Below are 20557 nucleotides of genomic sequence, written 5' to 3'. Positions count from 1 at the left end.
GGCCACGTTCAATCCACCGCGACGGTCTGCAGGATCGCACGCGCCAGTGCCGGCCCCGAGCTGGATTCCGCCTCCGCCACCAGCCGGTGGCCGGCCACTGCCACGAACAGGGTCTGCACGTCTTCGGGCACTACATGGCTGCGGCCAAGCATCAGCGCATGCGCCTTGGCCGCACGTAGCAGGGCCAGGCCTGCACGCGGTGACAGGCCGACGCGTACACCAGCGTGCTGGCGGCTGCGGGTCAGCAGCGCCTGCACGTAGTCGATGAGTGCGTCGCTGGCATGCACCTGGCCGACCGCATCGCGCAGCGCACGCACCTGGGTATCGTCCAGCTTCGGTACGGCGCGTGCGATCAGGTCGCGGCGGTCGGTGCCACGCAGCAGCTCGCGTTCGGCCTGTGCACTGGGGTAACCCATCGCCAGCCGCAGCAGGAAGCGATCCAGCTGCGAATCCGGCAGCGGGAAGGTGCCGGACAGGTCCACCGGATTCTGCGTGGCGATCACGAAGAACGGATCGGGCAGCGGATGGGTCTGTCCATCCAGAGTGACCTGCTGCTCGGCCATTGCCTCCAGCAGTGCGCTCTGCGTGCGCGGTGGCGCGCGGTTGATCTCGTCGGCCAGCAGCACGTGGGTGAACACCGGGCCGGGATGGAACTGGAACTGGCGGCTGCCCGCTTCATACACCGAGACGCCCAGTACATCGGCGGGCAACAGGTCGGAGGTGAACTGCACGCGCTGGAAGCTGAGGCCGAGGCTGCTGGCCAGTGCATGTGCCAGCGTGGTCTTGCCCAGGCCAGGCAGATCCTCGATCAGCAGGTGCCCACCGGACAACAGCGCGACGAAAGCCAGCCTGACTTCCGGCACCTTGCCCAGCACCAGTGCATTCACCTGATCCTGTGCCTCCCGCAGGGCCTGTCTCAATTGATCGGTTAGCATGCTGGGGTTGGGGGACGAAGCTGGCATGATCGTCTCAGTTCTGGAATCCACTCGATTATCCATAGAGCGATGCAAGGCGAACAGCGCGCACGAACGATATTTCTCTGGTTATGGACGCTGGTCACAGCGGCCAAGCTGGTGGTGGCCGCGCGCCTGCCACTGTTTGTCGATGAGGCGTTCTACTGGCAGGAAGGCCAGCATCTGGCGGCCGCCTATTCCGATCTGCCCGGGTTGACTGCATGGCTGGCACGACTGGGCGTGGAGATCGGTGGCCACCACGTCCTGGCGTTGCGCCTGCCGTTCCTGGCCATTGGTGCATTGCTGCCGCTGCTGGTGGCGCGCATCGCCACGCGTTGGTTCGGCAACGTGGCCGGATGGCAGGCCGGCAGCCTGACACTGTTGATGCCGTTGTCGGCCACGCTGGGGCTGCTGGCGGTGCCGGACGTGCCGATGGCACTGGCGGCCGTGATCTGCCTGCACGCCGGTGCGCGCCTGCTGCACAACGTCGATGCGTCTTCGGCGATGAAGCTGGCGCTGGGCCTGATGATCGGTGCGCTCAGCCACTATCGCTTCATCGGCGTCATCGGCGTGGGCTTTGTTGCCTTGCTGGCGCTGCCGCAGGGACGGCGCATGCTGGCTGATCCACGCGTATGGGTGGCGCTTGCAGTGGGCGTGCTGGCCTGGCTGCCGCTGCTGGCGTGGAATGCGGACAATCACGATGCCGGGCTGAAGTTCCAGGTGGTTGAGCGCCATCCCTGGACTTTCGAATGGGCCGGGCTGTGGTTCCTGCTGATCCAGCCGATGCTGGTTACGCCGATCCTGTGCATCGCGATGTGGAAGGTGGCGTTGGCGGGCACCCGCAGCGGTGGCGGCGCGCGCGTGCAATGGCGTTACTTCGGCCTGGTCGGTGGCGTATCAACGCTTGGCATCTTCCTGCTGGGATTCTTCACCGACGTCGAGCGGATCAGCTTCCACTGGCCACTGCCGGGCTATCTGGCGCTGCTGGTGGCGGTGCCGGTGGTGCTCAACGGCTGGCCGCGCTGGCTGCGCCGTACCGGCTGGTGGCTGGCTGGCGCCGGCATGGTGCTGGCATTCGGTTATTACCTGATGGCATCCACGCCTTCGCTGCGTGAGCAACTGGCGGGCAGCAAGTACTACCCGCGCAACTTCGCCGGTTGGCAGTCGCTGGCGGTGGCGGTGCGCGATGAGCTGCAGCAGATGCCAGCCGGCACGCGCGTGCTGGCCGGCAACTTCAAGGTCGGGGCCGAACTGGGCTTCCAGCTCGGCAATGGCGATATCGATGTGCTGCCGCATCCGCTCAACGACAAGCACGGCCGCACCGCGCAGCTGGCGCAGTGGGGGTTGCTGCACGAGGGCGAGCGTGCGGCGCCGATGCTGTTGGTGCTGTCGCCCAGTGACCAGCGTTACCGCGATCTGCTGGCGCGCTATCACGCCATCTGCGGGCAGGTCGGGCCGTTGCCCGCGCCACGGGTGGTCAGCAGCGATCATGGTTTCCAGCGTTTCCTGCTGTTCCGCCTGCCGGCACAGCGCGCGGCGGGTCCGTGCGTGACCCCGGCGATGGCGTGGCTGGATGCGCCATCCAACGGTGAAAAGGTTTCGGGCACGCTTGCCATCAAGGGCTGGGCGTTCAAGGACGGCGTCGGCCTGGCGCGTGTCGAGGTGCTGGTCGATGGCCGCTCTATCGGTAGCGCGCAGTACGGGCGTGTGTTCGACGTACGCCACACCTGGCCGGACAGCACCGACCCGCGGCATCCGGCGGTGGGCTTCGATGCGTCGCTGGATACCGCCACTCTGGCACCGGGCCGGCATTGGCTGGGCCTGCGCCTGCATGGCAACGATGGCAGTGTGGAAGAGTGGCAGGAGCAGCCGTTCGAGGTTCGTTGAGTCCGGCTTTTGCAGAGTCAAGCCATGTTCGACTGCTTCTGTTCCAGAGGGCAGGTGGCCAGGGAAATGCAGTCGAGCATGGCTCGGCTCTACAGTTCAGGGCACCGCGAATCCCGCTCTGCGCAGCAGCCCGCACAGCGCGATCAGCGGCAGGCCCACCAGTGCCGTCGGGTCGCGGTTGTCGATCGCCTCGAACAGGCTGATGCCCAGGCCCTCGCACTTGAAACTGCCGGCACAGTCCAGTGGCTGTTCTGCGGCTACGTAGCGGGCGATCTCGTCCTCGCCCAGCGCGCGGAAACGCACTTCGGTCAGGTCCGTCGCTGTGAAGGATTCTCCGTTGCACGTGAGACTGATGGCGGTATGAAAGTGTACGGTGTGCCCGGACATCGCCTTCAGCTGCGCGCAGGCCGCCTCGACCGTGCCAGGCTTGCCCAGCGGCTGGTCGTTCAGGTTCGCCACCTGATCCGAGCCGATCACCCAGGCGCCCGGATGACGGGCGGCCACCTCGGCGGCCTTGGCGGCCGCCAGTCGCATGGCCAGGGCCAGCGGGGCCTCGCCGTCCAGCGGGGTTTCATCCACGTCCGGGCGTGCGCAGTCGAAGGGCAGGCCCAGCCGTTGCAGCAGTTCACGGCGGTAGCGGGAGGTGGAGGCCAGGATCAGCGGCATGCGACAATACCGGGGCAGGGCGCGGCAGTCTGGCCCGTCCGCAACGCCAGCGGCAAGTCCTGTATGGCGGGCATTTGACAGCCGCCGCCCCGATCCTTAGTATTCAGCGGCTTATGTCCGCGAACGTGCCCGAAACGCTGGATGCCTGGCGGATGGTTGTAGCGCGAAGGCGCTTCGACGGCCAGGTCTCCCTGGCTGAATTGACCCGCCTGCAGGGGTTGGTCGCCGATACCGACGGTGAGTGTGTCTACTCGCTTGAATTCGGTCGCGACGACATCTTGCGGGTATCCTATGTGGAACTGACCATCGACACCGCGTTGCCGCTGACCTGTCAGCGCAGCATGCAGCGATTCCTGTTGCCGGTGAAGGTGACCCAGAGGCTTGGCCTGATCCGCGACGAGGACGAGGAATCGTCCTTGCCGGAGGAATACGAGGCGTTGCTGGTGCCGGAAGATGGCCAGCTGCGTCCGCTGGACCTGGTCGAAGACGAGTTGGTGCTGGCGGTGCCGGTGGTACCGCTGTCGCCCGATGGTGAAGCAGTCGACAAGGACTGGGCACCGAGCGAAGAAGAAACAAAGAAGGCCAACCCGTTTGCGGCGTTGGCGGCCTTGAAGAAACAATAGCAGCCGGATTGTCGTCGGCGGCTGCGGCGAAAGCGAAAGTGTGCTGGGCGCTGGCGTCCTGCGCGACGATACGACGAAGCAAAAACGAACCGAGTTTGGAGCAATCCCATGGCTGTCCAGAAATCCCGTGTCACCCCGTCCCGCCGCGGTATGCGCCGTGCGCATGACGCCCTGAGCGCCAAGCAGCTGTCGACCGACCCGACCACCGGCGAAGTGCATCTGCGTCACCACATCACTGCCGATGGTTTCTACCGCGGCAAGAAGGTCATCCAGACCAAGACCTCGGCCGTCGAAGAAGATTGATGTGCCGGGAAGGCCGCTGCCTCCGGGCAGCGGCCTTTGCCTTCTTTCCCGGGCTTGCCGGTGATCGGCGGCCTGCGCAACAGGAAACATGATGAGCAAGCGGATCTATTCGAGGATCGCGGGCACCGGCAGCTATTTGCCGGAAAAAGTCCTGACCAACGCCGACCTGGAAAAAATGGTCGAAACCTCGGATGAGTGGATCCAGTCGCGCACCGGCATTCGTGAACGGCACATCGCGGCCGAAGGCGAAACCACCAGCGATCTCGGCTACAACGCCGCGCTGCGCGCGCTTGAAGCGGCCGGCATCGACGCTTCGCAGCTCGACATGATCGTGGTCGGTACGACCACCCCTGACCTTATTTTCCCGTCCACCGCGTGCCTGATCCAGGCAAAGCTCGGTGTGGCCGGATGCCCCGCCTTCGACGTCAACGCGGCCTGTTCGGGTTTCGTGTTCGCGCTGGGCGTGGCCGACAAATTCATCCGTTCCGGCGACTGCCGGTACGTGCTGGTGATCGGCGCCGAAACACTGACCCGCATGGTCGACTGGAACGATCGCACCACCTGCGTGCTGTTCGGTGATGGTGCCGGCGCCGTCGTGCTCAAGGCCGACGAAGAGACCGGCATCCTCAGCACCCACCTGCATTCCGATGGCAGCAAGAAGGAGCTGTTGTGGAACCCGGTGGGTGTCTCGACCGGGTTCAAGGACGGCACCAACGGTGGTGGCACCATCAATATGAAGGGCAACGACGTGTTCAAGTACGCCGTCAAGGCGCTGGACTCGGTCGTGGACGAGACCCTGGCTGCCAACGGCCTGGACAAGTCCGACCTGGATTGGCTGATTCCGCACCAGGCCAACCTGCGCATCATCGAAGCCACGGCCAAGCGCCTGGACATGTCGATGGAGCAGGTCGTGGTCACGGTTGACCAGCACGGAAATACCTCGTCTGGCTCAGTGCCGCTGGCGCTGGACGCTGCAGTGCGTTCGGGCAAGGTCGAGCGCGGCCAGCTGCTGCTGCTGGAAGCCTTCGGTGGCGGCTTCACCTGGGGTTCGGCCCTGCTGCGCTATTGATAGTGCAAGTTACGACAACGTGAAGTCTGTCGTTACGGCCCCTCTGGGGCCGTAACGCGTTTAAGGAGGACCTGTCATGGTTGAGCCCATCGTCATCGAAGGGCAGCGTGCCTGGCTGAAGCAGTACGGCAAGGGAAGCCGGGCGCTGGCTCTGGGCCTGCTCAATTTTGTTGCCCGCCGTTTCCATCTCGATGCCCTGCGCCCGCCACCGCATCGCGGCGGTGATGCTGCACGCGAAACCGAAGCCCGTCGCCTGGCTGAACTGCAGGCGCAGGGAGTAAACGTGCCGGATGTGCTGGGTACCGGTCATGCCGCGCTGGTGATCGGCGACAACGGCAGTTCGTTCAATACCTGCCTGCGCGAAGCCGACGAGGCTGGTCGCGACCGGTTGGTGATGGCGGCGATGCTGGCCATTGCCGAGGCGCATGCGCGCGGGGCCTATTTCGGCCAGCCGCTGCCGCGCAATCTCACCTGGGACGGCCAGAACGTGGGCTTCATCGACTTCGAGGAAGATCCGCTGGAAGTGATGGATCTGTCCGAAGCGCAGGCCCGTGACTGGCTGATGTTCGGCTATGGCGTCGCCAAGTATTACGCCGACCGGCCCGAGCGCCTGCAGGCGATGATGGCCGAGGCGATGGGCGACGTTCAGGCACCGGTGCGCGAGCATGTGCATGTGGTCAGTGGCCGCCTTCGCAATCTGGCCAGGGTCTGCATGAAGCTGGGCCGTTCAGCGCGCGCGCTGGCGCATTCGATCTTCATCGCCCATGGCGCCAGTACCGCTGGCGTGCTGATGCTGGTGGGCCTGTGCGTGGATTTCCTCGCCGACGGCGATCTGGACGTCCTGCAGCTGTTCTGCTGATCGTCGGCTGGGGTCAGATCCCTTTTCCATGGGAAAAGGGATCTGACCGCGGATCTCCAGCGCCCTGCGACCACCATGGACCATACGCGTGCATACGCGCACGTACAGACGACACGGCATGTTCCCCCTTATCATGGCCCGCTTCGATTGCAACAAGCGGATGACCGCGTGACCGTATCCACCCTCGCTTTTGTCTTCCCCGGCCAGGGCTCGCAGTCTGTGGGCATGCTGGCCGAGCTGGCTGAACTGCACCCGCAGGTGCGTGAAGCCTTCACCGAGGCATCCGATGGTGCCGGCGTCGACCTGTGGGCACTGTCCCAGGGCGGCCCGGAGGAAATGCTCAACCGTACCGAATACACCCAGCCGGCCCTGCTGGCCGCAAGCATCGGCGTGTGGCGCGTCTGGAATGCCGTGGGCGGTCCGTGCCCGTCGGTGCTGGCCGGTCACAGCCTGGGTGAGTACAGCGCGCTTGTCGCCGCTGGCGCGCTGAGCCTGCACGACGGTGCGCACCTGGTGCGCCTGCGCGGCCAGCTGATGCAGGAAGCCGCGCCGGCCGGCGTCGGTGCCATGGCCGCGGTGCTCGGCGCCGAGGACCAGCTGGTACTGGACGTCTGTGCCGAAGCCGCGGGCAGCCAGGTGGTGGTGCCGGCCAATTTCAATTCGCCGGGCCAGATCGTGATCGGCGGCGACGCCGATGCGGTCGATCGTGCGCTGGCGCTGCTGGCCGAGAAGGGCGTGCGCAAGGCGGTCAAGCTGGCGGTCAGCGTGCCGTCGCATACCCCGTTGATGCGTGAAGCTGCCAACCGCCTGGCCGAAGTGATGGCCGGCCTGTCCTGGCAGGCGCCGCAGCTGCCGGTGGTGCAGAACGTCGATGCCAAGGTGCACGACGGCGTGGATGCGATCCGTACCGCGCTGGTGCAGCAGCTGTACCAGCCGGTGCAGTGGACCGGTTGCGTGCAGGCACTTGCCGCCCGCGGTATCACCCAGATTGCCGAGTGCGGTCCGGGCAAAGTGCTGACCGGCCTGGTCAAGCGCATCGACAAGGCCATTGACGGCCGCTCGCTGGCCACTCCGGGCGACTTCGAAGGCGCCCGCGAGGCGTGGTCGGCCTGATTGCCCCTGTTCCTGCCGACCGTGCCGGTCGCCGCTGCAAGCGGCATGGGCGCGGCGGCCGTCCCAGCCTGAGGAAAACATCATGAGCAAGCCCCTGCAGGGTGAAATCGCACTGGTCACCGGTGCCAGCCGCGGCATTGGTGCCGCCATCGCCGATCTGCTGGCCGCCCAGGGCGCCACCGTCATCGGTACCGCCACCACCGAGTCCGGCGCTGCCGCGATCGGTGAGCGCCTGGCTGCCCACGGTGGTCACGGCCGTGCCCTGAACGTGACCGACGCTGCCGCACTGGACAGCGTGCTGGACGGCATCGCCAAGGAATTCGGCCCGATCTCGATCCTGGTCAACAATGCCGGCATCACCCGCGACAACCTGCTGATGCGCATGAAGGACGAGGACTGGGCGTCGATCATCGACACCAACCTGACCAGCGTGTTCCGCACCAGCAAGGCGGTCATGCGCGGCATGATGAAGGCACGCAAGGGCCGCATCATCAACATCGCATCGGTGGTGGGTGTGACCGGCAATGCCGGCCAGGCCAACTACGCGGCTGCCAAGGCCGGCATCATCGGCTTCAGCAAGTCGCTGGCCAAGGAAATCGGTTCACGCGGTGTCACCGTCAATGTGGTCGCTCCCGGCTTCATCGACACCGACATGACCAAGGCGTTGCCGGAGGAAGCGCGTACCGCGCTGATCAACGACATCGCCCTCGAACGCCTGGGTTCGCCGGAAGACATCGCCCATGCGGTGGCCTTCCTGGCCGGCCCGGCTGCCGGTTACATCACCGGCGAAACCCTCCATGTGAACGGTGGCATGTACATGCCGTAAGCAAGGGGCGCAGGGATTGCGCCGCAAGTGGTTGATCTGCTGGGCTTTTTGCTGCGATGCAAGGCCGCGCTGGTTTCCACTACACTATCCCACGGCCATCGCCTTTGATGGCGACCACTTTTGAACCACAACTCCATCTGGAGCGAGATCCCATGAGCACCATCGAAGAACGCGTCAAGAAAATCGTCGTCGAACAGCTTGGCGTCAAGGAAGAAGAAGTCACCACCAGCGCATCGTTCGTCGATGACCTGGGCGCTGACTCGCTGGACACCGTCGAGCTGGTGATGGCGCTGGAAGAAGAATTCGAGTGCGAGATCCCGGACGAAGAAGCCGAGAAGATCAGCACCGTCCAGGCCGCCATCGACTACGTCAAGGCCCACGTCAAGGCCTGATGTCAGACTGCAGTGCGCGCGCGGGCTCAGGCTCGCCGCGCACCGCACCCCATGGGGCCGCTGTTGCGGCCCCGTGTGTTTGGGCATTACATCGAAGCAAACCGAGTTACCCGTAGAAACCATCCGGGTCAGGAGAAACAGCAATGAAGCGTCGCGTCGTCGTAACCGGCCTGGGTATCGTCTCGCCGTTGGGCAATGATCTGGCCAGCAGCTGGGAAGGCATCACCCATGGTCGTTCGGGCATCGGTCCGCTGACCAACGTTTCTGATGCCTATCTGGATCGGTTCACCACCAAGATTGCAGGTGAGGTCAAAGGATTCGACATCACCGCCGACAACGAACTGTTCGGCAAATTCCGGGTCAGCGGCAAGGATGCCAAGAAGATGGACCCGTTCATCCATTACGGCCTCGGTGCCTCGTTCATGGCCCTGCATGATTCGGGCCTGGAGATCACCGAAGCCAATGCCGATCGCATGGGTGCCATCGTTGGCGCCGGCATCGGCGGCCTGCTCGGCATTGAAGAGCAGACCATCGAGTTCCACGAGGGCAAGAAGATCTCGCCCTTCTACGTGCCCAAGACCATCATCAACATGCTGCCGGGCCAGCTGAGCATCATCACCGGCCTGAAGGGCCCGTCGTTCTCGGCGGTGTCGGCGTGCGCGACCTCGAACCATTCGATTGGTACCGCGATGCGCATGATCCAGTACGGCGATGCCGACGTGATGGTGGTCGGTGGTGCCGAGCGCGGCTCCTCGCCGACCGCGGTGGGCGGCTTCTGCGCGATGAAGGCCATGAGCACCCGCAATGACGCCCCGGAACAGGCCTCGCGCCCGTGGGACAAGGACCGCGACGGCTTCGTGCTGGGCGACGGCGCCGGCATCCTGATCCTGGAAGAGTATGAGCACGCCAAGGCGCGTGGCGCGAAGATCTATTGCGAACTGGCCGGCTTCGGCGCCAGCTCCGATGCGTACCACATGACCGCGCCAAGCGAGAACGGCGAAGGTGCCGCGCGCTGCATGGTCATGGCCATGAAGGACGCGGGCGTGACCCCGGAGCAGGTGGGCTACCTCAATGCGCACGGCACCTCCACGCCGCTGGGCGACCTGGGCGAGACCATGGCGATGAAGACCGCCTTCGGCGACCACGCCTACAAGATGATGGTCAGCTCCACCAAATCGATGACCGGCCACCTGCTGGGCGCTGCCGGCGGCGTGGAAGCGATCTTCTCGGTGATGGCGCTGCAGGACAACGTCATTCCGCCGACCATCAACCTGCAGCAGCCGGGCGAAGGCTGCGACCTGGACTACGTGCCCAACGAAGCGCGCCAGGCCAAGGTCGATGTGGTGATGTCCAATGGCTTCGGCTTCGGCGGCACCAACGGCACGCTGATCTTCAAGCGCGTCTGACCGAGTTGTAGAGTCGAGCCATGCTCGACTCCACGTTCTACGGAGCCGCCGCAAGGCGGCTTCCGTGCATCTGAACCCCCGAACTGGCTGCCATGACCCACGCACCAATGATCCACCCGCTGCCGCATCCGATCGATCTGCTGGCCCTGCAGCAGCACGACCCGGTGCGCTTCCCGCTGCTGATGGAATCCACTGCCTCGGGCACCGCCCAGGGCCGCTGGAGCCTTCTGCTGGCCGCGCAGGGCGATTGCCTGCGGCTGGATGCCGATGGCCGGGTGCGTGATCAGCGCGACGTGGTGCAGGCCGGCAGCTTCCTGCAGGCACTGGACCGTGCCTGGCAGCACGAACGCCTGCCGCATGATGGCAGCCACAGCCTGCCGTTCCGCGGCGGCTGGGCGTTGATGCTGGACTACGAAGTGGCCAGCCAGATCGAAACCGTGCTGCCGGCGCGTGCACGCGATGACGGCCGCCCGACCGCGTTGGCGCTGCGTTGCCCGGCGGCGGTGCTGCACGATCACCACAACGACGCCAGCTTCGTCATCGCCGAAGCCGGTGAGCACGCGCTGCTGGATGCGCTGGTGGAACTGGCCTCGGCCGCACTGCCCGATGCAGGGCAGGGCTGGCTGCCGCCGCAGTCGGTCGGCGAGGACGCGCCGCAGCGCTTCACCGACGGCGTGCGCCGGGTGATCGAATACCTGCGTGCCGGCGACGTGTTCCAGGTGAACCTGTCGCGACGCTGGAGCGCGCAGTTCGCCGCACCGGTCAGCCCGCAGGCGTTGTACGCGCAGCTGCGCCGTGCCAACCCCGCACCGTTCGCCGGCCTGTTCAGTGCGCACGGCCGGCACGTGGTCAGTTCCTCGCCGGAACGGCTGGTGTCGGTGCACGCCGGCCATGCGCAGACCCGGCCGATTGCCGGGACGCGTCCACGTTTCGAGGGCGACGACGATGCCGCGCGCATCCAGGAGCTGGTCGGCCACCCGAAGGAGCGTGCCGAGCACGTGATGCTGATCGACCTCGAGCGCAACGACCTTGGGCGCATCTGCCTGCCTGGTACCGTGGTGGTCGATGAACTGATGACCGTGGAGAGTTACGCGCACGTGCACCACATCGTCAGCAACGTCAGCGGCCATCTGCGTCCGGACGTGACCCCGGGTGAAGTGATCGCCGCCACCTTCCCTGGCGGTACCATCACCGGCTGCCCGAAGGTGCGTTGCATGCAGATCATCGGCGAGCTGGAGCAGGTGCCGCGCGGCGCCTACACCGGCGCGTTCGGCTGGCTGAACCGCGATGGCGACCTGGACCTGAACATCCTGATCCGCACCGCCGAAGTGGACGGCCACGAGGTCAGCTTCCGTACCGGCGCCGGCATCGTGGTCGATTCGGATCCGGACAAGGAACTGGACGAGACCCGCGCCAAGGCCCGTGGCCTGCTGCGCGCGCTGGGCCAGCAGGGCTGAGGGCAGGGCCTCCCGCCGGGCATGGCCCGGCGCTACCGATTCCGGTTTTGGTGGGTGCCGACCTTGGTCGGCACGGATGCGGGTGTCTGCCACCCCGGTCATGACCCCACACCACCGGCACGGTATCCTGCACGACGGAATCGAGTTCAGAGGTAGTCCATGGCGGGAGCCAAGCGCGGGTGTCTGTTCGTGGTAACGCTGGTGGTGGTGCTGGCCGCCGTCGTGGCCGGCGCGGGCGCGTGGTTCTTCTACCAGCAGACCCGGTTCGCCGACACCCGGATCACCCCCTCCGCCGAGAGCGTGGTCATCGCCAGCGGCGACGGCATGAACACGGTGCTGCGCAAGCTGCGCGACGCCGGCGTGGACGAGGGCCAGGACGCGCAGTGGCAGCTGCTGGCGCGCCAGCTCGATGCTGCCGGCAAACTGAAGGTGGGTGAGTACGCGCTCAGCGGCGACCTGACCCCGCGTGAGCTGCTGCTGCGCATGCGCGCCGGCAAGGTGCTGCAGCATCGCGTCACGATCATTGAAGGCTGGAATATCCGCCAGCTGCGTGCGGCACTGAAGCGTGCCGAACCGCTGCTGCACACCACCGACACCCTTGATGACGCAGCGCTGATGGACCGCCTCGGTTTCGCCGGCCAGCATCCGGAAGGCCGCTTCCTGCCGGAGACCTATGTCTATCAGCGCGGCGACAGTGACCTGGACGTGCTCAAGCGCGCCCACGGTGCGATGGAGAAGGCGCTGGACGAAGCCTGGGAAAGCCGTGCGCCGGACCTGCCGATCAACACGCCGTATGAACTTCTGATCATGGCGTCGATCATCGAGAAGGAAACCGCGCTGGCCAGCGAGCGCCCGCAGATTGCCGGGGTGTTCATGCGTCGCCTGAAGATCGGCATGCGCCTGCAGACCGACCCGACCGTGATCTACGGCATCGGTGCTGCGTACGACGGCAACATCCGCCGCCGCGACCTGACTACCGATACGCCTTACAACACCTATACCCGTGCGGGCCTGACCCCGACCCCGATCGCCATGCCCAGCCGCGATGCGCTGATGGCGGCTGCACAGCCGGCCGCAGGTGACGCGCTGTACTTCGTCGCCGTAGGCGATGGCAGTGGCGCGCACGTGTTCTCGCCCAGCCTGGACCAGCACAACGCCGCCGTAGCCCGCTACCTGCAGCAGCTGCGCCAGCAACGCACCAAGGAGACCCCGGCGCAATGAGTCCCGCGCTGCTTCGCCATCCCCGTTTCGTCAGCCTGGAAGGTGGCGAGGGCGCGGGCAAGACAACCGCCATCAACGCCATCCGTGACTGCCTGCGCAGCCACGGCCACGAAGTGGTACTGACCCGCGAACCGGGCGGTACGCCGTTGGCCGAGCGCATCCGTGGCCTGGTGCTGAAGCCCGATGCCGAAATCGCTGCCGAGCCGCTCAGCGCCGAAGCCGAGCTGCTGCTGGTGTTCGCTGCACGCGCGCAGCATGTGCGCCAGGTGATCCAGCCTGCACTGCAGCGCGGCGCCTATGTGCTGAGTGATCGCTTTACCGATTCCAGCTATGCCTACCAGGGCGGTGGCCGTGGCCTCGACCCGCAGTGGATTGCCGACCTGGAGCGCCGCGCGGTGGGCCTGCTGCCGGGACTGACCCTGCTGCTGGATGTGGACGTGGCGGTGGGTCGTGCGCGTGCCAATGGCCGCGACCTGTGGCCGGACCGCATCGAAAGCGAACAGGACGACTTCTTCCAGCGCGTGCGCGAAGTGTTCCGCAGCCGTGCGCAGCAGGACCCGCAGCGCTTCGCGCTGATCGACGCTGGTCAGGTGCAGGCGCGCGTGGCCGCGGATGTGGTGGCGCGTGTCGAGCGTTGGCTGCAGGACGGGGAGGGCGCATGAGCACGTTCTCGCCCTGGCAGCAACGCGCGTTCGAACAGACGGTTGCCGCGCTCGATGCTGATCGGCTCGGCCATGGCCTGCTGATCTGTGGCCCGGCCGGGCTGGGCAAGCGCGAGGTGGCGTTGGCCCTGGCCGACCACGTGCTGGCGCGCGGCGATGCCGCGCACGCCACCCGCACCCGCCAGCTGATCGCCGCCGGCACGCACCCTGACCTGCAGCTGGTCAGCTTCATCCCGAACAAGAGTGGCGACAAGCTGCGCACCGAGATCGTCATCGAGCAGGTGCGCGAGATCACCAACAAACTGGCGTTGACCCCGCAGTACGGGGTGGCGCAGGTGGTGATCGTCGACCCGGCCGATGCCATCAATCGTTCCGCCGCCAACGCACTGCTGAAGACGCTGGAAGAGCCACAGTCCGGCCGCTATCTATGGCTGATCAGCAGCGACCCGGCGCGCCTGCCGCAGACCGTGCGCAGCCGCTGCCAACGCCTGGAATTCAAGCTGCCGCCGCGCGATGAAGCGCTGGCGTGGCTGCAGCAGCAGGGCCACAGCGAAGCGTCGGCGCGAGAAGCGCTGGACGCCGCGCGCGGCCATCCCGGCCAGGCCGACAACTGGCTGCGCGAAGATGGCCTGAGCCTGCGCCGCGAAGTGGGCCGCGAGCTGGAACAGCTGGCCGCCGGCAAGACCGGCGCGGTAGAGCTGGCGCAGAAGTGGTGTGCCGATGACAGCGCGGCGCTGCGCCTGCGCTTTGCCGCCGACCTGGCGCTGGCCCAGGCCAGCACCGATGCCTTGACCACGCCGGAGCGATTGCACAAGCTTGCAGCCTGGTTCGATGCGGCCAACCGCACCCGCGACCTGCTGCGCACCACGGTGCGTGCAGACCTTGCGGTGGTCGAGTTGCTGCTGGCCTGGAACAAGGTGAACGAGCGGCCTGCCGCAAGGGGAAATCGATGAGTGCCAGCAACGCCCGCCAGGGCATCCTGTCCCTGGCCGTGAAGGACAAAGCCGCGCTGTACAGCGCGTACATGCCGTTCGTGAAGAACGGCGGCATCTTCGTGCCCACGCCCAAGCGTTACTTCCTGGGCGACGAGGTGTTCCTGCTGCTGACCCTGCCCGATTCCAGCGAACGCCTGCCGGTGGCCGGCAAGGTGATCTGGGTGACCCCGGCCGGCGCCCAGGGCAACCGCACCGCCGGCATCGGCGTGCAGCTGGCCGAGGGTGCCGAAGGCGAGGGCGTGCGCCACAAGATCGAGACCCTGCTGGCCGGCCTGACCGGCTCGGACAAGCCGACGCATACGATGTGAGGTGGCGCTGGGCCACGCCCGGCTGCGCACACCGAAAACGCCTGTGAACATCCATGTGAAAATGTGTTGACGGCCTCTGAAAAGCCCCTATAATGAGCGGCTCAGCAACACCGGGCGGTTAGCTCAGCGGTAGAGCATTGCCTTCACACGGCAAGGGTCACAGGTTCGATCCCTGTACCGCCCACCATGTTGCAGAACGAAAGAAGCCTCCAGCAATGGGGGCTTTTTTGTTGCCTGTGATTCCGTAGTGCCCGCCGAAGCGATCGCCGTTTCAGCCGGGATCCTCCAGCAGCTCGCGCGCGATCATCGCCGTTGCATCCAGCAGGTCGTGGCCGCTGCCAGCGCGCGCCACCACCGCCAGCAGACTACGGCCCACCTCGGCATTGCCGCTGGTCAGTTCCATCTCGCCTTCAAAGCACAGATCGGCCAACCATTCGTGGGCCTGTTGCAGCCCGCGCTTGCGGACGCGGCGGAACTCCGCGAGCAGCTTGGCCTGGCCGGCCTCACGCTCCCCATCGGCAAGCAGGCCGATGGCACCGCCGTGCGCCGCGCGCCAGATGGCCGGCAGCGGGCGACCGTTCGCGTCCACCACGTCCGCTGAGAACTGCGCGCAGTACATCTCGTAGCGTTTGCCCGCCGTACTGCGGGGCACGATGCCGGCCGCGGCGAGCAGGCGTTCGGCTTCATCCAGTTTGCCGAACTTCAAGCGCAGCAGAGCAGGGCGGCTCAGCTGTTGTGCCAGCGCCTGCTGGTTGGCGGCGAACCAGACGTTCCAGCCCACGCTTGCGCGACCTTCCAGTGCGGCCTTGAAGTACTCCAGGTGTTCGGCGTCCATTGCGGCCTCCTGCGTTTCCAGCGCGATTGTAGCGGGCGCACACCCGAGCCGGTCAGGCATCGCCGGCGGAGAGGCAGTGATGTGCCTGGCGCACCAGTTGTCCTGCGGCCACGATCAGCCCGTCGGTATGGAAGGCGCCCAACTGTTCGTCCGGGCCGCCTTCGTTACGCGCGCGGTCGGCGGCCTGCAGCCGCCCACTCCGACCGTGCATATGACGACTCCAGAGCGGCGCCGCCATGGCAACTCCGTCACCCGGCGCACGCCGGCGGGAATGTGTCGCGGATGAAGGCAGAGGGTTCCATCCCTGCGCTGTCCCGCCGCCCCGGGCAGGCGTAGTCTCAGCCCATTGCCGTGCCCATCCGCCCTGGAGTGCCCCCATGCCGCTCGCCCGCATCGATCTTCGCAAAGGTAAATCCGCCGACTACCTGCAACGCGTCGGCGAAACCATCTACCAGGCCATGCGCGCGGTGGGCGTGCCGGAAAACGATCGCTTCCAGATCTTCCAGGAACACGAGCCCGGCACGCTGATCTACGACCCGGGTTACCTGGGCGTGGACCGCACCAACGACTTCATCTGCATCCAGATCACCTGGAACGAAGGACGTACGCTGGAGCAGAAGAAGGCGCTGTACGCCGGCATCGCCGATGGCCTGCACGCGGCGGTGGGCATCCGCCGCGAGGACGTGTTCATCAACCTGGTGGAAGTGAAGAAAGAGAACTGGTCGTTCGGCAATGGGCAGGCGCAGTATGTGACTTGATGCGGAGAGCATCCACGCATGGCGTGGATCTACACCTCGCTGCCCACCTGCTCGTCCTCGGTCGCTGCGGCGCTGCTGGCCGCTTTCACTGCGTCGGCACTGTTGGGCTGTTCGCATTGGATGCTGGTGACGTAACCCTCGCTGCCGATGCTGTGCTCGGCATGCTTGACCAGCCACCGCCCATCCACGCCGTCGCGGAAGCCCTGCATCACCACCGTGGCTTCGGCCATCAACGTCTGGCGGCCGGGCAGGGTGTAGCTCAGCTTGCGCGTCTGCCGCGCCTGTTCGCGTTGCTTGGCGCGGGCTGCTGCTTCGGCGGTCGCGCGGTCGGCGTAGGCCATGCGCAGGCGCACGATCGGTTCACCGCTGCCCACCTTCACCTCCTGGCGGTTTGCGCCGCGTACATCGCGGTAATAGGCGATGGTGGTCCCGGCCTTCTCGCGTGAGGCGATGGTGACCTTGTAGGCACTGCCATCGGCGGGGGTAAGGGTGACGTCGGGAATGCGCTCGCCACTGGCCGTGGTGGATTCGCCGCGGGTGACGAACATCAGGCGTCCGCCGCCCGGCTTGGCGATGGCGTCATGCTGTTTGCCCAGCCGCAGCAGCAGGTTCATGTCCGACTCCTGCGACTGCACGGTGAGCGGCAGCACGATCGACGCCAGCGATTCACTCACTGCTGCGCTCAGTCCGTGCTCGCCCGCCATGCGCTGCACCATGCCGCCGATCGTCGTGCCCTTTTTCCAGGTGCGCGTCTTCTGCGTCTGCAGATCGTTCTTGCCACCCTTGCTGGCCTCGAAGGGCGCCGCGCGTGCGCGCAGGGTCATGCTGCCTGGATAGCCGGAGATTTCCACTTCATCGCAGATGTACAGGCCCATGCGCCGCACCTCGCCGTCATAGCCGATGAAGGCCTCCAGCTCGGCACCCACGGGAGGCAGCTGGATCGGATCGGACGGATCGTGGTCAGCCAGCTGCAGCTCCAGCGTGTCGGCGGTGTTGCCGGTTTCGTCCGTGATGCGCAGCGACTTGAAACGCGACATGATCTTGTCGGTGATGTCTTCGCTGTTGGCCACCACACGGAAGGCCGGTTCGACGTTCAATCCCACAGCGATACTCCCGAGCGTTCATTGGCTGGACGCTGTACATCCGGCAGGGTGATCACCACGCCTGCAGGCAGTACCGCGCCGCGTGCGGCCAGGCCGGGGTTGGCATCGAACACCGCGCGCAGGATGGCCGGTGATTGCTCGCCGTAGAGCACGTAGGCGATGCGGTCGACGACGTCGCCGTCGCGGGTGTTATACGTTCGTGCCATGGCTGTGCTTCCGCAGGGAGAGGGTGAAGGTCTGCTGGCGGATGTCGCCATCGGGCGTGAAGTGCTTGCTGGTGGCTTCGATCTTGTCGATCACCCACAGGCCGAGGTTGCCACCACGGCCGGTCAGCAGCCGCTGTGGCTTGCCCTGTGCGGCCAGCCTGCGCAGCTCCGACATCTGGTTGCCCTTGCCACGGAACTCGTGGTTCAGCACGCCGGGCAGTGTCATGGTGGCCTGGCCCGGACCGGTGTACTGCAACGCGGCCAGCTGGCCGACGCGTTCCTGTGCCTGCCAACGGAACTCGTTGGATTGCTGGATCTCCTGGAACACCGCAGTGTTGAGGCTGAACTTGAAGCCGCCCAGCATCAGCAGCACGGGCGCGTTGCCTGAATCGTTGCCCTGGAAACCGGACAGCAGCTTGTCGAGGGTTGCGGTTGCGAACTCGCGCTTCATGCTTAGTTCCTGTCTCCGAGGGTGGCGCGGGCCTGTACGGCCTGCTGGTGCTGCAATGCATTGGCGGTACGCCGCGCCAGTGCCTCGCTGGATTCCCCCGGTTGCTGGTGGATGGTGATGTTGTTGGTCTGTTGCTGCTGCACGGTGGTGGGCATGCGTGGAGTGCCCGAGGGCATCGACGGTGCCTGTCGCCCCTGCTGCGCGCTGCCGAGGTCTGCCATGCGCCGCTTGAGGCCATCGCCGTCGTTGGTGCCGACCGCGTACGCGACACGCGCCATGTCACCAATGCCGCCGCCGCCGTTGGCTGCCATCGCGCCATAGGCCGCCTTGCCCACGTTTGCGCGGTCAAGGGCGATACCGGCGCCTTCGACGGCCTTGTCCTTGAGGAAGCCCAGGCCACCGCCTACTTTGCCTGCCACCCAGCTGATGCCATCCAGCAACGGCTGCAGCTTGCCCATGATCCAGTCGATGGCCGCGCCTGCCGACGCCATGATCGCGTCCCAGGCACCGCCGAGCGTGACGGTGATCCAGCCGGCAGCGATGCCCAGCGTTTCGCCCAGCCAGACAACGGTCTGCACCACGCCCCCGATGACCTGGATGACCATGCGGAAGTTGGCCAGCAGGGCCTCACCCACCAGCGAGCCGATCTCGGCCACACGCGAAAGCTCGTTGCCGGTGTACTGCGCCGGCTCCAGCATCTTCGACAGCCAATCCCAGGCCTGCCCGATCAACCCGCTCATGACTTCCCATGCCGGGCGCAGCGGTTCGACGGCGCGCATCAGTTCGCCCATGGCGGCAGTGCCCGCGCCACTGAGACCGTCCCAGACGCCACCGAGGAAGGCCTTGATGGGTTCCCAGTACTTGCGTACCAGCAACGCGCCGGCGGTGATGGCGGCGATGGCCAGCGTGATCGGCCCACCGCCGATGGCACCCACGGCGGTGGCCACCACGCGGAAGCCGGACGCCAGGCGCATGGCGGTCGGTCCGAACTGCCCCAGCTGGGCCAGCAGGCTGCCGCCGCGGAACAGTTCGAACGCCTTCTGCACTGCCAGGATCGGGCCCTGCAGGAAGGTCCAGGCATAGCGCACGCCGAGCACGGCGGTGCGCATGCCCATCATGCCGACCACTACCTGGGTGGTGTTGGCAATCAGCTTCGGGTTTTCCTGCACGAACGAGGTCACCCCGTTCAACAGCTCGGTCAGCTTCACCGCTGCTTCGCCCACCGCCGGCAGCAGCGCGCTGCCGAAGGCCTTGGACAGATTGTCGACGGCGATCTTCGCGCCTTCGATCTTTTCCGGATCGCTCTGGATCTTTGCCGCGAAACCGGCATCGGTGGTGCCTGCCGATGCGTAGAGGGCCTTGTCGCGGATGCGGGTGTATTCGTCCCAGTTCTGGATCATCGGGCGCACGAAGTTCTGCGCCTGCGCATCGCCGAACAGCTTGCCGATCTTCGCCTGGTCACCCGAGGTGGCCTGGATGATGCCCTGCATCGCTGCATCGAACGGATTGCCGCCGGTGCTCTGCGCCTCATTGATGATCCTGCGCAGGTCCAGCTTGAAGCCCTTCTTGGCCTTGGCCTGCAGGTCCGGCGAGAGGATGCTGGCCATGAAGCGCTGCATGTTGCCGGCGGCTTCGTCGGCGCCACCGGCACCCTGGCGGGCGACATCCAGCGCCGCGCCCATGGTGGCTGCGGCCGCATTGCCATGCATCTGCAGTGACTGGAACGCGCTGCCCAGCACCGGCAGGGCGCCCGCCATGTCCTTCAGGCCGACACCGCCATCCTTGCCCGCCACGACCAGTACGTCCAACGCCGATTGCAGCCCGCTGGGATCGATCTTCAACGCCTGCTGCAGGCCGGACGCAGCAAGGGTGACATCGTCGATGCTTTCGCCGGTGGCGGTGGTGGTGCGGCCGATCGCACCGAGGCTGGCCTGTGCGGCCTGCGCGTCGATGCCGGCGCCGACCAGCTGGCCGATCGCGCGCTGCAGCTCGCCGGCGCCCTGATAGGTGCGCCCGGACTCGGCCAGGATGGTCTCGCCCAGTGCCTTGACCTGGGCGCGGGTCAGGTTGGCGGCATTGCCGATGGCCTGGTTCTCGCGCACGAAGCCGGCGGCGTTCTCCACCGGCTTGGCCAGCGTGGTGATGGCATTGCCGAGCATGCCACGTGCATCGCCGAACGCCGATCCGAGTTTCTCGCGCTTCTCGAGATTCGCCGTGCGCTTGTCTTCGATGCGCTGCAGTGCTTCCTGCGACGCTCGCAGCGCATCGGCTTCAATGCGCATGCGGGCGAACTGGCTGCTCGACCTGCCCATGACATTGAGCTTGCGCTCGAGCTTGTCCGCTTCATCGCCAAGGCGCTTCAGGCCATCCCTGCTGAAGGACAGCGCGTCCTGCAGCGACTTGGAGACCGAGCCGCCGATCGTGATCGTTGTCGTTTGAACGTTACTCGCCATGTACCGGCAAT

The 20557-nt window shown here is 66.2% G+C and carries 23 protein-coding genes and 1 tRNA gene; 16 read left to right on the top strand and 8 right to left on the bottom strand.

Annotated features, from left to right (window positions below):
- Positions 1–8: 8 nt before the first annotated feature.
- Positions 9–962 carry an AAA family ATPase gene (locus tag V9K93_RS04275; protein WP_046982804.1) on the bottom strand — a complete coding sequence of 318 codons (954 nt, stop codon included), beginning with the start codon at positions 960–962 and terminating at the stop codon, positions 9–11.
- 42 nt (positions 963–1004) lie between these two features.
- On the opposite strand from V9K93_RS04275, the gene V9K93_RS04270 reads away from it, so the two are divergent.
- Entirely contained in the window at positions 1005–2840 is a 1836-nt protein-coding gene (locus V9K93_RS04270) for a glycosyltransferase family 39 protein (RefSeq protein ID WP_337302125.1), read from the top strand.
- Between the two features lie 96 nt (positions 2841–2936).
- On the opposite strand, the gene V9K93_RS04265 is transcribed toward V9K93_RS04270, so the two are convergent.
- Entirely contained in the window at positions 2937–3506 is a 570-nt protein-coding gene (locus V9K93_RS04265) for a Maf family protein (RefSeq protein ID WP_337302124.1), read from the bottom strand.
- Between the two features lie 113 nt (positions 3507–3619).
- Here V9K93_RS04265 and V9K93_RS04260 point away from each other — a divergent pair, with 113 nt between their 5' ends.
- From V9K93_RS04260 to V9K93_RS04195, 14 genes are all read left to right on the top strand, one after another.
- Positions 3620–4129, top strand: a complete 510-nt coding sequence (locus V9K93_RS04260; protein WP_004146886.1) for a YceD family protein — start codon at positions 3620–3622, stop codon at positions 4127–4129.
- Positions 4130–4237: 108 nt separating this feature from the next.
- On the top strand, positions 4238–4432 hold the full coding sequence (gene rpmF, locus V9K93_RS04255; RefSeq protein ID WP_004154640.1) for a 50S ribosomal protein L32: 195 nt from the start codon (positions 4238–4240) through the stop codon (positions 4430–4432).
- Between the two features lie 91 nt (positions 4433–4523).
- Positions 4524–5501 (top strand): beta-ketoacyl-ACP synthase III, encoded by a 978-nt coding sequence (locus V9K93_RS04250; protein ID WP_046982800.1) that lies wholly within the window; start codon positions 4524–4526, stop codon positions 5499–5501.
- Positions 5502–5577: 76 nt separating this feature from the next.
- Entirely contained in the window at positions 5578–6360 is a 783-nt protein-coding gene (locus tag V9K93_RS04245; RefSeq protein ID WP_046982799.1) for a BUD32 family EKC/KEOPS complex subunit, read from the top strand.
- Between the two features lie 168 nt (positions 6361–6528).
- Complete coding sequence (fabD, locus tag V9K93_RS04240; protein ID WP_337302123.1) at positions 6529–7473, top strand: ACP S-malonyltransferase; 945 nt, start codon at positions 6529–6531, stop codon at positions 7471–7473.
- A gap of 82 nt (positions 7474–7555) precedes the next feature.
- Entirely contained in the window at positions 7556–8299 is a 744-nt protein-coding gene (fabG, locus tag V9K93_RS04235; protein WP_004146899.1) for a 3-oxoacyl-ACP reductase FabG, read from the top strand.
- 152 nt (positions 8300–8451) lie between these two features.
- Entirely contained in the window at positions 8452–8691 is a 240-nt protein-coding gene (gene acpP / locus V9K93_RS04230; RefSeq protein ID WP_012510218.1) for an acyl carrier protein, read from the top strand.
- Between the two features lie 143 nt (positions 8692–8834).
- Complete coding sequence (gene fabF, locus V9K93_RS04225) at positions 8835–10097, top strand: beta-ketoacyl-ACP synthase II (protein ID WP_004146925.1); 1263 nt, start codon at positions 8835–8837, stop codon at positions 10095–10097.
- A gap of 92 nt (positions 10098–10189) precedes the next feature.
- Positions 10190–11554: an aminodeoxychorismate synthase component I gene (locus V9K93_RS04220; RefSeq protein ID WP_337302122.1), complete on the top strand. Its 1365-nt coding sequence runs from the start codon at positions 10190–10192 to the stop codon at positions 11552–11554.
- Between the two features lie 159 nt (positions 11555–11713).
- Complete coding sequence (gene mltG, locus V9K93_RS04215) at positions 11714–12775, top strand: endolytic transglycosylase MltG (RefSeq protein WP_337302121.1); 1062 nt, start codon at positions 11714–11716, stop codon at positions 12773–12775.
- Complete coding sequence (tmk, locus tag V9K93_RS04210; RefSeq protein ID WP_005408317.1) at positions 12772–13437, top strand: dTMP kinase; 666 nt, start codon at positions 12772–12774, stop codon at positions 13435–13437. The genes mltG and tmk overlap by 4 nt, the downstream gene beginning before the upstream one ends.
- Positions 13434–14390 carry a DNA polymerase III subunit delta' gene (locus tag V9K93_RS04205; protein ID WP_046982795.1) on the top strand — a complete coding sequence of 319 codons (957 nt, stop codon included), beginning with the start codon at positions 13434–13436 and terminating at the stop codon, positions 14388–14390. Before tmk ends, V9K93_RS04205 begins: the two co-directional genes overlap by 4 nt.
- Positions 14387–14740, top strand: a complete 354-nt coding sequence (locus V9K93_RS04200) for a PilZ domain-containing protein (RefSeq protein ID WP_046982794.1) — start codon at positions 14387–14389, stop codon at positions 14738–14740. The genes V9K93_RS04205 and V9K93_RS04200 overlap by 4 nt, the downstream gene beginning before the upstream one ends.
- Positions 14741–14852: 112 nt before the next feature.
- Positions 14853–14927, top strand: a tRNA-Val gene (locus tag V9K93_RS04195).
- An 84-nt stretch (positions 14928–15011) separates the two neighbouring features.
- Here the strand turns inward: V9K93_RS04195 and V9K93_RS04190 are convergent.
- Positions 15012–15575: a hypothetical protein gene (locus V9K93_RS04190; RefSeq protein WP_046982793.1), complete on the bottom strand. Its 564-nt coding sequence runs from the start codon at positions 15573–15575 to the stop codon at positions 15012–15014.
- A gap of 52 nt (positions 15576–15627) precedes the next feature.
- On the bottom strand, positions 15628–15786 hold the full coding sequence (locus V9K93_RS04185) for a hypothetical protein (RefSeq protein ID WP_169050344.1): 159 nt from the start codon (positions 15784–15786) through the stop codon (positions 15628–15630).
- Positions 15787–15952: 166 nt separating this feature from the next.
- Between V9K93_RS04185 and V9K93_RS04180 the strand changes: the two genes are divergently transcribed.
- Positions 15953–16333: a tautomerase family protein gene (locus tag V9K93_RS04180; RefSeq protein WP_253078983.1), complete on the top strand. Its 381-nt coding sequence runs from the start codon at positions 15953–15955 to the stop codon at positions 16331–16333.
- A 29-nt stretch (positions 16334–16362) separates the two neighbouring features.
- Here the strand turns inward: V9K93_RS04180 and V9K93_RS04175 are convergent, their stop codons facing one another.
- Genes V9K93_RS04175 through V9K93_RS04160 form a run of 4 tightly spaced genes read right to left on the bottom strand, consistent with a single transcriptional unit; the run spans position 16363 to position 20546 of the window.
- Positions 16363–17436 carry a phage late control D family protein gene (locus V9K93_RS04175; protein WP_136638928.1) on the bottom strand — a complete coding sequence of 358 codons (1074 nt, stop codon included), beginning with the start codon at positions 17434–17436 and terminating at the stop codon, positions 16363–16365.
- Positions 17427–17642: a tail protein X gene (locus tag V9K93_RS04170; protein ID WP_337302120.1), complete on the bottom strand. Its 216-nt coding sequence runs from the start codon at positions 17640–17642 to the stop codon at positions 17427–17429. Before V9K93_RS04170 ends, V9K93_RS04175 begins: the two co-directional genes overlap by 10 nt.
- A complete protein-coding gene (locus tag V9K93_RS04165) occupies positions 17626–18093 on the bottom strand; it encodes a phage tail protein (RefSeq protein ID WP_337302119.1) in 468 nt (155 codons plus the stop codon). Before V9K93_RS04165 ends, V9K93_RS04170 begins: the two co-directional genes overlap by 17 nt.
- 2 nt (positions 18094–18095) lie before the next feature.
- On the bottom strand, positions 18096–20546 hold the full coding sequence (locus V9K93_RS04160) for a phage tail tape measure protein (RefSeq protein WP_046982788.1): 2451 nt from the start codon (positions 20544–20546) through the stop codon (positions 18096–18098).
- Positions 20547–20557 lie beyond the last annotated feature (11 nt).

The organism is Stenotrophomonas sp. CCNWLW162, assembly GCF_037203745.1.
Taxonomy (GTDB): Bacteria; Pseudomonadota; Gammaproteobacteria; order Xanthomonadales; family Xanthomonadaceae; genus Stenotrophomonas; species Stenotrophomonas maltophilia_AQ.
This window is presented reverse-complemented; position numbering and strand designations above follow the sequence as displayed.

Excerpts from the sequence above, each read along its gene's own strand:
- V9K93_RS04260 (WP_004146886.1), top strand. The coding sequence starts at position 3,620 with ATGTCCGCGAACGTGCCCGAAACGCTGGATGCCTGGCGGATGGTTGTA.
- V9K93_RS04265 (WP_337302124.1), bottom strand. The coding sequence starts at position 3,506 with ATGCCGCTGATCCTGGCCTCCACCTCCCGCTACCGCCGTGAACTGCTG.
- V9K93_RS04185 (WP_169050344.1), bottom strand. The coding sequence starts at position 15,786 with ATGCACGGTCGGAGTGGGCGGCTGCAGGCCGCCGACCGCGCGCGTAAC.
- V9K93_RS04200 (WP_046982794.1), top strand. The coding sequence starts at position 14,387 with ATGAGTGCCAGCAACGCCCGCCAGGGCATCCTGTCCCTGGCCGTGAAG.
- V9K93_RS04275 (WP_046982804.1), bottom strand. The coding sequence starts at position 962 with ATGCCAGCTTCGTCCCCCAACCCCAGCATGCTAACCGATCAATTGAGA.
- tmk (WP_005408317.1), top strand. The coding sequence starts at position 12,772 with ATGAGTCCCGCGCTGCTTCGCCATCCCCGTTTCGTCAGCCTGGAAGGT.
- V9K93_RS04220 (WP_337302122.1), top strand. The coding sequence starts at position 10,190 with ATGACCCACGCACCAATGATCCACCCGCTGCCGCATCCGATCGATCTG.
- V9K93_RS04160 (WP_046982788.1), bottom strand. The coding sequence starts at position 20,546 with ATGGCGAGTAACGTTCAAACGACAACGATCACGATCGGCGGCTCGGTC.
- V9K93_RS04245 (WP_046982799.1), top strand. The coding sequence starts at position 5,578 with ATGGTTGAGCCCATCGTCATCGAAGGGCAGCGTGCCTGGCTGAAGCAG.
- V9K93_RS04250 (WP_046982800.1), top strand. The coding sequence starts at position 4,524 with ATGAGCAAGCGGATCTATTCGAGGATCGCGGGCACCGGCAGCTATTTG.
- V9K93_RS04270 (WP_337302125.1), top strand. The coding sequence starts at position 1,005 with ATGCAAGGCGAACAGCGCGCACGAACGATATTTCTCTGGTTATGGACG.
- V9K93_RS04165 (WP_337302119.1), bottom strand. The coding sequence starts at position 18,093 with ATGAAGCGCGAGTTCGCAACCGCAACCCTCGACAAGCTGCTGTCCGGT.
- V9K93_RS04170 (WP_337302120.1), bottom strand. The coding sequence starts at position 17,642 with ATGGCACGAACGTATAACACCCGCGACGGCGACGTCGTCGACCGCATC.
- rpmF (WP_004154640.1), top strand. The coding sequence starts at position 4,238 with ATGGCTGTCCAGAAATCCCGTGTCACCCCGTCCCGCCGCGGTATGCGC.
- V9K93_RS04190 (WP_046982793.1), bottom strand. The coding sequence starts at position 15,575 with ATGGACGCCGAACACCTGGAGTACTTCAAGGCCGCACTGGAAGGTCGC.
- V9K93_RS04180 (WP_253078983.1), top strand. The coding sequence starts at position 15,953 with ATGCCGCTCGCCCGCATCGATCTTCGCAAAGGTAAATCCGCCGACTAC.
- mltG (WP_337302121.1), top strand. The coding sequence starts at position 11,714 with ATGGCGGGAGCCAAGCGCGGGTGTCTGTTCGTGGTAACGCTGGTGGTG.
- V9K93_RS04205 (WP_046982795.1), top strand. The coding sequence starts at position 13,434 with ATGAGCACGTTCTCGCCCTGGCAGCAACGCGCGTTCGAACAGACGGTT.
- fabG (WP_004146899.1), top strand. The coding sequence starts at position 7,556 with ATGAGCAAGCCCCTGCAGGGTGAAATCGCACTGGTCACCGGTGCCAGC.
- fabF (WP_004146925.1), top strand. The coding sequence starts at position 8,835 with ATGAAGCGTCGCGTCGTCGTAACCGGCCTGGGTATCGTCTCGCCGTTG.
- acpP (WP_012510218.1), top strand. The coding sequence starts at position 8,452 with ATGAGCACCATCGAAGAACGCGTCAAGAAAATCGTCGTCGAACAGCTT.